This window comes from Streptomyces gobitricini, assembly GCF_039532985.1.
In the GTDB taxonomy this organism is placed as follows: Bacteria; Actinomycetota; Actinomycetes; order Streptomycetales; family Streptomycetaceae; genus Streptomyces; species Streptomyces gobitricini.
Genome location: NZ_BAAASR010000039.1, coordinates 1 through 9,453 on the forward strand (window position 1 = coordinate 1; position 9,453 = coordinate 9,453).

Here is a 9,453-nt window from a genome sequence, read left to right on the forward strand (position 1 = left end):
GGGGTGGGGCGGGCGGTGGACCGCTCGCAGCGGGACCGGCCCCGGCGATCCGCCCGGGGGCGGCCGCCGGCGGGCGGCCACTGCCGGCCGGACTACTGCTGGTTGACGCGCTCGGTGATCACCTTGTCGGCCGCCTCGCCGGCCTTCTTGGCGTCCTCGCCCTTGAGCACCTTGGTCATGTAGTCCTTGATCGGGTTGGGCGCGGTCTCGACGTTCGCCCAGCCCGGGGTGACCGGGGTGATCTTGCCGACGGGCGCGGCCTTGGCCATGGCCTCCGCGAACGAACCGGCGGCCGGCTTGAACTGCGCCGCGTCGTTGTTCGGGAGCAGCGCGCCCTGGGTGGCCTCGGCGTACTTGGCCATGTGCTCCTTGCCGGCGGCCAGGGCCAGCCACTCCTTGGCCAGGTCCTTGTTCGGCGAGCGCTCGGACACCGCGAGGTTCGAGCCGCCGAAGAAGACGGAGCCGGGCTTGTCGGCGGTCTTGCCCGGGATCGGGAAGTAGCCGAAGTCGGCGGTCTTGCCGGCCTTCTTCATCGCGTCGATCGCGCCGCCGGCCTCCCAGCCGAGGCCGATCCAGGAAGCGACGCCGCCCTTGGGCACGATGTCGGTGGACTGCTGGGGGGTCGCCTCGTCCTTGTCCTTCGGAGCGGTCGAGTACGACTGCAGCTCCTTGTAGAAGTTCATGGCGGCCACGGCCTCGGGGGAGGACAGGTTGCCCTTCCACTTGTCGCCGTCCTTGACGGCGAGGTCGCCGCCCTCGTCCCAGACGAAGCCGGCGTAGACGTACCAGCTCTGGCCGGGCAGGTAGATGGGCTGGCTCTTGGAGTCGGACGCCTTGAGCTTCTTCAGGCCGGCGATCCACTCGGCGCGGGTCTTCGGCGGGGTCACCCCGGCCTTCTTGAAGGCGGCCTTGTCGTAGACGACGACGCGGTTGGCGGCGTACCAGGGGGCGGAGTAGAGCTTCCCGTCCAGCTCGTTGGAGGCGAGCATGCCCTTGTTCCAGCCGTCGGCGCCGAGCTCGGCCTTGTCCTCGGTGAGGTCGGCGAGGCCGCCGGTGGCGGCGTAGCCGGCGGTCTGGGTGTTACCGAGCTCCAGGACGTCCGGCGGGGCGTCCTCGGAGAGGGCGGTGGTGACCTTCTCCTGGATGCCGTTCCACTGCTGGACCTCGACCTTGACCTTGACGCCCTTGTGCTTGGCCTCGAACTCCTTGTTGACGTTCTTGATCCAGGCGTCCGGAGCCGAACCGTCCATCACCCAGACGGTGAGGGTCTTGTTGCCACCGGCGTCGGCGCCGCCCCCCTTGCCGTCGTCCGAGCCACACGCGGCAATACCGACCATCATGCCCGCGACGCCTATCGCCGCGATGAGCTTGCGCTTCACGCCACCCTCCTCAGGGATGCCTGCAAACCCTGCCCCCACCGCGAAGCCATACCGGTGTACTGCCCGTGCTGCCCGTGGGACTGGGACCTGGTCTTTAATGGTTTAGACCAGTAACCCGGAGCTTGGCCTAGACCTTTAGGGGTGTCAAGGGTGTATAAGAAGGGCAGTCGGGTCCGTTACCGGACCGACACCTGAGGGAGGGCGACGACCCGTGACCGGTCCGTGCCACCATGTGAGCCGCAATAGACGGAGGAGCCGGTGACGGCAACAGCACAGGAGTCGGGAAGGCGGGCCATGGCCACGGATGGGGGCGGCACCGAGACCGAGAGCGGGGCAGCCACCCGCACCGCGCGCGTGCCCAAGTACTACCGGCTCAAGCGGCACCTGCTGGACATGACGGAGACCATGCCCCCGGGTACGCCGGTTCCGCCGGAGCGCACGCTCGCCGCCGAGTTCGACACCTCCCGCACGACCGTGCGGCAGGCGCTCCAGGAGCTCGTCGTCGAGGGACGGCTGGAGCGCATCCAGGGCAAGGGCACGTTCGTCGCGAAGCCCAAGGTCTCGCAGGCGCTCCAGCTCACCTCGTACACCGAGGACATGCGCGCGCAGGGCCTGGAGCCCACTTCGCAGCTGCTGGACATCGGGTACGTGACGGCGGACGACACCCTCGCCGGGCTGCTCGACATCTCGCCCGGCGGGCGGGTGCTGCGCATCGAGCGGCTCCGGCTGGCGAGCGGCGAACCGATGGCCATCGAGACCACCCACCTGTCGGCCAAGCGCTTCCCGGCGCTGCGGCGTTCGCTGGTGAAGTACACCTCGCTCTACACGGCCCTCGCGGAGGTGTACGACGTCCACCTCGCGGAGGCGGAGGAGACGATCGAGACCTCCCTGGCGACGCCCCGGGAGGCGGGCCTGCTCGGTACGGACGTGGGCCTGCCGATGCTGATGCTCTCCCGGCACTCGCTGGACGGCGACGGCGAGCCGGTGGAGTGGGTGCGTTCGGTGTACCGGGGCGACCGGTACAAGTTCGTCGCGCGGCTGAAGCGGCCGAACGGCTGAGCCCCGGCCCGGCCGGCACCGGGCGCGGCCGGGCCACGCCGCGTGGTGGAACCCAAAGCGTTGCCGTACCGATATGCGGACGGGGGGTGACGCTGCGCGAGGCACTCCCCTAGATTTCCTGCGCATTACAGGTGATCAGCGAGGGGACTACACCATGCCAGAGCCGACGGCACCACCCAACTCTTCGGGGACAGGCCTCACTCCGCGGTCGATCGTCATCTGGTCGCTCGTGGCGCTGGCCGGGGCGGCCGGCTGGGCCGTCCTCGCCCTCTCCCGCGGTGAGGAGATCTCGGCCGCCTGGATGCTCGCGGCGGCGCTCGGCTCCTACGCCATCGCCTACCGCTTCTACTCCCGCTTCATCGCCAACCGGGTGCTCAAGGTCGACAAGACCCGGGCCACCCCGGCGGAGCGGCTCGACAACGGTGTCGACTTCCACCCCACCGACCGCCGGGTCCTCTTCGGCCACCACTTCGCCGCGGTCGCCGGCGCCGGCCCCCTGGTGGGGCCCGTCCTCGCCGCACAGATGGGCTACCTGCCGGGCACGATCTGGATCATCGTCGGCGTCATCTTCGCCGGCGCCGTCCAGGACATGGTGACGCTGTTCTTCTCCACCCGCCGCAACGGCCGTTCGCTCGGCCAGATGGCCCGCGACGAGATCGGTCCCTTCGGCGGGGCCGCCGCGCTGATCGCGGTCTTCGCCATCATGATCATCCTGCTGGCCGTGCTGGCCCTGGTCATCGTCAACGCCCTGGCGCACTCCCCCTGGGGTGTCTTCTCCATCGGCATGACCATCCCGATCGCCCTGTTCATGGGCGTCTATCTGCGGGTGCTGCGCCCCGGCAGGGTCACCGAGGTCTCCGTCATCGGCGTCGCGCTGCTGCTCCTGGCCATCGTCGCGGGCGGCTGGGTCGCCGAGTCCTCCCTCGCCGACACCTTCACCCTGGAGCCGGGCACCCTGGTCATCTGGATGATCGTGTACGGCTTCCTCGCCTCCGTCCTGCCGGTGTGGCTGCTGCTGGCTCCCCGCGACTACCTCTCGACCTTCATGAAGGTCGGCACCATCGCGCTGCTCGCCGTCGGCGTCTTCGTCGCCCTGCCGACCCTGAAGATGCCGGCCGTCACCGACTTCGCGAGCCGCGGGGACGGTCCGGTCTTCGCCGGGTCGATGTTCCCGTTCGTCTTCATCACCATCGCCTGCGGCGCGCTCTCCGGCTTCCACTCCCTGGTCTCCTCGGGCACCACCCCGAAGATGGTCCAGAAGGAGACCCAGATCCGGATGATCGGGTACGGGGCCATGCTCACCGAGTCCTTCGTCGCCGTCATGGCGATGATCACGGCGTCCATCATCGACCCGGGGCTCTTCTTCGCCATCAACTCGCCGAGCGGCGTGGTGGGGACGACGGTGCAGTCGGCCTCCGAGGCGGTGTCCAACTTCGGCTTCACCATCTCCCCCGACCAGCTGGCGAAGGCCGCGGCGGACGTCGAGGAGGCGTCGCTGCTGTCCCGGACCGGTGGCGCGCCGACCTTCGCCCTCGGCATGGCGGAGATCTTCTCCGCCGTCGTCGGCGGTACCGCCATGAAGGCGTTCTGGTACCACTTCGCCATCATGTTCGAGGCGCTGTTCATCCTGACCACGGTGGACGCCGGCACCCGCGTGGGCCGCTTCATGCTCCAGGACATGCTCGGCAACGTCTACAAGCCGTTCAAGCAGGTCAGCTGGAAGCCCGGCGTCTGGTTCGCCAGCGCGGTCGTCGTCGGCGGCTGGGGCTACTTCCTCTGGGTCGGTGTGCACGACCCGCTGGGCGGCATCAACCAGCTGTTCCCGCTGTTCGGCATCGCCAACCAGTTGCTGGCCGCCGTGGCGCTGGCCGTCTGTACGACCCTGCTGGTCAAGTCCGGCCGCCTGAAGTGGGCGTGGGTCACCGGGGTGCCGCTCGCCTGGGACGTGGCCGTCACCCTCACCGCCAGCTGGCAGAAGATCTTCTCGGGCGATCCCCGGGTGGGCTTCTTCGCCCAGCGCGAGAAGTACCAGGCGGGCATCGACTCCGGGCAGGTGCTGCCCCCCGCCAAGTCGATGGACGAGATGCACACCGTCGTCACCAACTCCACGATCGACGGGATCCTCTCCGCCCTCTTCGCCCTCCTCATCATCGTGGTGATCGCCGACGCGGGACGGGTCTGCTACCGGGCCGTCACCCGGCCCGCCGGCATCAAGCTCTCGGAGGCCCCGTACACCGAGTCCCGGATCATCGCTCCGGCCGGACTGTTCCCCACCGCGGCGGAGAAGGCCGAGCTGGCCGCGGCCGGGCTCGGCCCCGAGGGCGGCGTCCCCAAGGACGGCGGCAGCGGTGACGGCGTACCGGCCGGGGCCGGCTCCAGGTGAGCCCCGCGGCGGCCGGGGGGCCGGGCGGCCGGCTGCGGCGCGCGGCGGCCTGGGTCCGCTGGTACGTCCGCGAGGTGTCCGGCGAGGCCACGTACGACAAGTACGTCGCCCACACCCGCTCCCGCGATCCCGGCGCCGAGGTCATGACCCGCCGCGAGTTCGAGCGCAGGCGCACCGACGCGCGGGAGGTGGACCCCCGCGACGGGTTCCGCTGCTGCTGAGCGGGTGACCGCACGACGGGCCGCCGTGTTTCCGGGGACGGAAATGCGGCGGCCCGTCGCCGTACCCCTCCACACTCGGACCATGGACATCACCATCAGGCCGGTACGGCCGGAGGAACACCGGGCGCTCGCCGAGGTCACGGCCCAGGCCTATCTCGGCGACGGGTTGCTGGCCTTCGGGGAGAGCGACGAGTACCTCATCGAGCTGCGGGACGTGCCCCGGCGGGCCGCGGAGGCGGAGGTGCTGGTCGCGGTCGGGGAGGACGGACGGGTGCTCGGCGGGGTGACGTTCGTCGCGGAGGGCGGCGGCCCGTGGGCCGGCCTCGCGCGGGCCGGGGAGGCGGAGCTCGGGATGCTGGCGGTGGCACGGGAGGCGCGTCGGCGGGGCGCGGGCGAGGCGCTCGTACGGGCGTGTGTGGAGCGGGCCCGGGAGGTGGAGGGGTGCGCGCGGCTGGTGCTGTCCACGCGGGCGTCCATGCGGGCGGCGCACCGGATCCATGACCGGCTGGGGTTCGTCCGGACCCCCGAACGGGACTGGCAGCCCACTCCGGGCGTGACGCTCTCCACCTACGCGCTGGAGTTCTGAGCCACGGAAGACACAACATGTGGGGGGTGACTCAACAGCCGCCCCCCACATGTATGCTCGTGCTCGCTGTCGCCGCAGGGGAATCCGGTGGAAATCCGGAACTGTCCCGCAACGGTGTGTTGGTGTGCCTTTGTGTACGTACGAGTCCGAAGACCTGCCGACAGCGCACCCGGACCCTCCGGACCGGGTGCCCAGACGTCCGGGCCTCGCGGAATGGGCCGGTGGACGCGGTGCTCCACGCCCTGTGCCCGGGCGTGCCCGCTCCCCTGCCCGCTCCGCCGGTGGCCCCGAGCCGAGCGAGGGAGAGCCCCCACGTGACCATCGCGCCAGCCGGTCCGGTTTCAGCGATCGAGAGCCACGGAGACGACGGACCCGGGACCGTACTGCTGCGGACCCTGACCGATCTGACCGCCGATCTGTCCGACACCGACCCCGGCCGGGTCGCCGCCGCCGCCCTGCGGGGCCGGCACGCCGGTTCGGACGAGGCCGAGTTGCGCGAGCTCGCCACCGAGGCGGCCGCCGGGCTCATCTCCGAGGACCCGGCGTACTCCCGGCTCGCGGCGCGGCTGCTGACCCGGACCATCGCGGAGGAGGCGGCCGGGCAGGGCGCGGTGTCGTTCTCGGCGTCGGTGGCCGTGGGTCACCGGGAGGGTCTGATCGCGGACCGTACGGCCGCGTTCGTGACGCTGCACGCGGACCGGATGGACGCGGCTGTCGACCCGGCCGGCGACGACCGGTTCGGCTACTTCGGGCTGCGGACGCTCTACTCCCGCTACCTGCTCCGGCACCCCATCACCCGCAAGGTGATCGAGACGCCGCAGCACTTCATGCTGCGGGTGGCGGCCGGGCTGGCCGAGGACGACTCGGCGCGCGCGCTGGGCGAGGTCGAGGCGCTGTACCGGCTGATGAGCCGGCTGGAGTACCTCCCCTCCTCCCCCACTCTGTTCAACTCCGGCACGCGCCACCCGCAGATGTCGTCGTGCTACCTGCTGGACTCGCCCCTGGACGAGCTGGACTCCATCTACGACCGCTACCACCAGGTCGCGCGGCTCTCCAAGCACGCGGGCGGCATCGGCCTGTCGTACTCCCGCATCCGGGCGCGCGGTTCGCTGATCCGCGGCACCAACGGGCACTCCAACGGCATCGTGCCGTTCCTCAAGACGCTGGACGCCTCCGTGGCGGCCGTGAACCAGGGCGGGCGGCGCAAGGGCGCGGCGGCGGTGTACCTGGAGACGTGGCACGCGGACATCGAGGAGTTCCTGGAGCTGCGCGACAACACGGGCGAGGACGCCCGCCGTACGCACAACCTCAACCTGGCGCACTGGATCCCGGACGAGTTCATGCGCCGCGTCAACGCCGACGCCGAGTGGTCGCTGTTCTCGCCGGCCGACGTGCCGGAGCTGGTCGACCTGTGGGGCGAGGAGTTCGACGCCGCGTACCGCGCCGCCGAGGCCGGGGGGCTGGCCCGCAAGACGATGCCGGCGCGCGAGCTGTACGGCCGGATGATGCGGACGCTGGCCCAGACCGGCAACGGCTGGATGACGTTCAAGGACGCCTCGAACCGTACGGCCAACCAGACCGCCGAGCCGGGCCACACGGTCCACTCGTCCAACCTGTGCACCGAGATCCTGGAGGTCACGGACGACGGTGAGACCGCCGTCTGCAACCTGGGTTCGGTGAACCTGGGCGCCTTCGTGTCCGGTGACTCGATGGACTGGGAGCGGCTGGACGAGACCGTCCGCACGGCCGTCACCTTCCTCGACCGGGTCGTCGACATCAACTTCTACCCGACCGAGCAGGCCGGGCGCTCCAACGCCAGGTGGCGTCCCGTGGGTCTGGGCGCGATGGGTCTCCAGGACGTCTTCTTCAAGCTGAAGCTGCCGTTCGACTCCGCCGAGGCGCGTGCCCTGTCGACGCGTATCGCCGAGCGGATCATGCTCGCCGCGTACGAGGCGTCCGCCGGCCTGGCCGAGCGCAACGGGCCGCTGCCGGCCTGGGAGAAGACCCGGACCGCACGCGGTGTGCTGCACCCCGACCACTACGACGTGGAGCTGAACTGGCCCGAGCGGTGGGAGGCGCTGCGCGCCCGTATCGCCGAGGTCGGCATGCGCAACTCGCTGCTGCTGGCCATCGCGCCGACCGCGACGATCGCCTCGATCGCGGGCGTGTACGAGTGCGTCGAGCCTCAGGTGTCCAACCTGTTCAAGCGTGAGACGCTGTCGGGTGAGTTCCTCCAGGTCAATTCGTACCTGGTGGACGAGCTGAAGCGGCTCGGTGTGTGGGACGCGCAGACCCGTGAGGCGCTGCGCGAGTCCAGCGGCTCGGTGCAGGGCTTCACCTGGATCCCGGCCGAGGTGCGCGAGCTGTACCGGACGGCGTGGGAGATCCCGCAGCGCGGCCTGATCGACATGGCGGCCGCCCGAACGCCGTTCCTGGACCAGTCGCAGTCGCTGAACCTGTTCCTGGAGACGCCGACCATCGGCAAGTTGTCGTCGATGTACGCGTACGCCTGGAAGCAGGGCCTGAAGACGACGTACTACCTGCGTTCACGCCCGGCGACCCGTATCGCCCGCGCCGCGTCCGCGGCGACCCCGGCGACCGCCGCTCCCACCGTCCCCGTCCAGCAGGTGTCCGAGCCCGACGCCGTCGCCTGCTCCCTGGAAAACCCCGAGTCCTGCGAGGCCTGCCAGTAATGAGCTCCGCCCACCCGTCTCCCGGCCACCGCCCCTCGACGACGGCACCGCGTGCCGACGCCCCTCCTTCCAAGAACCTTCTCGACCCGGGCTTCGAGCTGACCCTGCGCCCGATGCGCTACCCGGACTTCTACGAGCGTTACCGGGACGCCATCAAGAACACCTGGACCGTGGAGGAGGTCGACCTCCACTCCGACGTCGCGGACCTCGCCAAGCTGACGCCCGGTGAGCAGCACATGATCGGCCGGCTGGTCGCGTTCTTCGCGACGGGCGACTCGATCGTGGCGAACAACCTGGTGCTGACGCTGTACAAGCACATCAACTCCCCGGAGGCGCGGCTGTACCTGTCGCGTCAGCTGTTCGAGGAGGCCGTGCACGTCCAGTTCTACCTGACGCTGCTCGACACCTACCTGCCGGACCCGGAGGACCGCGCGGCGGCGTTCGACGCGGTGGAGAACATCCCCTCCATCCGCGAGAAGGCGCGGTTCTGCTTCCGCTGGATGGACTCGGTGGAGAAGATCGAGCGGCTGGAGACGAAGGCGGACCGCCGCCGCTTCCTGCTGAACCTCATCTGCTTCGCCGCCTGCATCGAGGGCCTGTTCTTCTACGGGGCCTTCGCCTACGTGTACTGGTTCCGCTCGCGCGGTCTGCTGCACGGCCTGGCGACCGGCACCAACTGGGTGTTCCGCGACGAGACGATGCACATGAACTTCGCGTTCGAGGTCGTCGACACCGTCCGCAAGGAGGAGCCCGACCTCTTCGACGACGAGCTCCGCCGGCAGGTCACCGACATGCTCAAGGAGGCCGTGGAGGCGGAGCTGCAGTTCGGCCGTGACCTGTGCGGTGAGGGGCTGCCGGGCATGAACACCGAGTCGATGCGCCAGTACCTGGAGTGCGTCGCCGACCAGCGCCTGACGCGCCTGGGCTTCGCCCCGGTGTACGGCTCGGAGAACCCGTTCTCGTTCATGGAGCTCCAGGGTGTGCAGGAGCTGACGAACTTCTTCGAGCGCCGCCCGTCCGCGTACCAGGTGGCCGTGGAGGGCTCGGTCGACCTCGACGAGGACTTCTGAGCACGGGCCCTGCGGCCGGGCCGTACGGCCGTACCCGGCGGGCGGCCCCGGCCGCGTCCTGC

Annotated in this window: 7 protein-coding genes and 1 riboswitch; of the genes, 6 read left to right on the forward strand and 1 reads right to left on the reverse strand. The window is 70.3% G+C overall.

Features of this window, described 5'->3' with window-relative positions:
- Positions 1 to 92 precede the first annotated feature (92 nt).
- Positions 93 to 1,379 (reverse strand): extracellular solute-binding protein, encoded by a 1,287-nt coding sequence (locus ABD347_RS27125; RefSeq protein ID WP_344366114.1) that lies wholly within the window; start codon positions 1,377 to 1,379, stop codon positions 93 to 95.
- Positions 1,380 to 1,673: 294 nt separating this feature from the next.
- On the opposite strand from ABD347_RS27125, the gene ABD347_RS27130 reads away from it, so the two are divergent.
- The 6 genes from ABD347_RS27130 to ABD347_RS27155 all read left to right on the forward strand — a co-directional run bounded on the left by ABD347_RS27130 (position 1,674) and on the right by ABD347_RS27155 (position 9,391).
- Complete coding sequence (locus tag ABD347_RS27130; protein WP_344366117.1) at positions 1,674 to 2,438, forward strand: GntR family transcriptional regulator; 765 nt, start codon at positions 1,674 to 1,676, stop codon at positions 2,436 to 2,438.
- Between the two features lie 154 nt (positions 2,439 to 2,592).
- The gene (locus ABD347_RS27135) at positions 2,593 to 4,821 is read left to right on the forward strand and encodes a carbon starvation CstA family protein (RefSeq protein WP_344366120.1); all 2,229 of its coding nucleotides are present in this window, start codon (positions 2,593 to 2,595) and stop codon (positions 4,819 to 4,821) included.
- A complete protein-coding gene (locus ABD347_RS27140) occupies positions 4,818 to 5,042 on the forward strand; it encodes a YbdD/YjiX family protein (protein ID WP_344366122.1) in 225 nt (74 codons plus the stop codon). Before ABD347_RS27135 ends, ABD347_RS27140 begins: the two co-directional genes overlap by 4 nt.
- A gap of 82 nt (positions 5,043 to 5,124) precedes the next feature.
- Positions 5,125 to 5,628 (forward strand): GNAT family N-acetyltransferase, encoded by a 504-nt coding sequence (locus ABD347_RS27145; RefSeq protein WP_344366125.1) that lies wholly within the window; start codon positions 5,125 to 5,127, stop codon positions 5,626 to 5,628.
- A gap of 53 nt (positions 5,629 to 5,681) precedes the next feature.
- Positions 5,682 to 5,804, forward strand: a riboswitch (cobalamin riboswitch).
- A gap of 138 nt (positions 5,805 to 5,942) precedes the next feature.
- Positions 5,943 to 8,321: a ribonucleoside-diphosphate reductase subunit alpha gene (locus tag ABD347_RS27150; RefSeq protein ID WP_344366127.1), complete on the forward strand. Its 2,379-nt coding sequence runs from the start codon at positions 5,943 to 5,945 to the stop codon at positions 8,319 to 8,321.
- A complete protein-coding gene (locus tag ABD347_RS27155; RefSeq protein WP_425575775.1) occupies positions 8,321 to 9,391 on the forward strand; it encodes a ribonucleotide-diphosphate reductase subunit beta in 1,071 nt (356 codons plus the stop codon). The genes ABD347_RS27150 and ABD347_RS27155 overlap by 1 nt, the downstream gene beginning before the upstream one ends.
- Positions 9,392 to 9,453 lie beyond the last annotated feature (62 nt).

Excerpts from the sequence above, each read along its gene's own strand:
- ABD347_RS27130 (WP_344366117.1), top strand. The coding sequence starts at position 1,674 with ATGGCCACGGATGGGGGCGGCACCGAGACCGAGAGCGGGGCAGCCACC.
- ABD347_RS27135 (WP_344366120.1), top strand. The coding sequence starts at position 2,593 with ATGCCAGAGCCGACGGCACCACCCAACTCTTCGGGGACAGGCCTCACT.
- ABD347_RS27145 (WP_344366125.1), top strand. The coding sequence starts at position 5,125 with ATGGACATCACCATCAGGCCGGTACGGCCGGAGGAACACCGGGCGCTC.
- ABD347_RS27155 (WP_425575775.1), top strand. The coding sequence starts at position 8,321 with ATGAGCTCCGCCCACCCGTCTCCCGGCCACCGCCCCTCGACGACGGCA.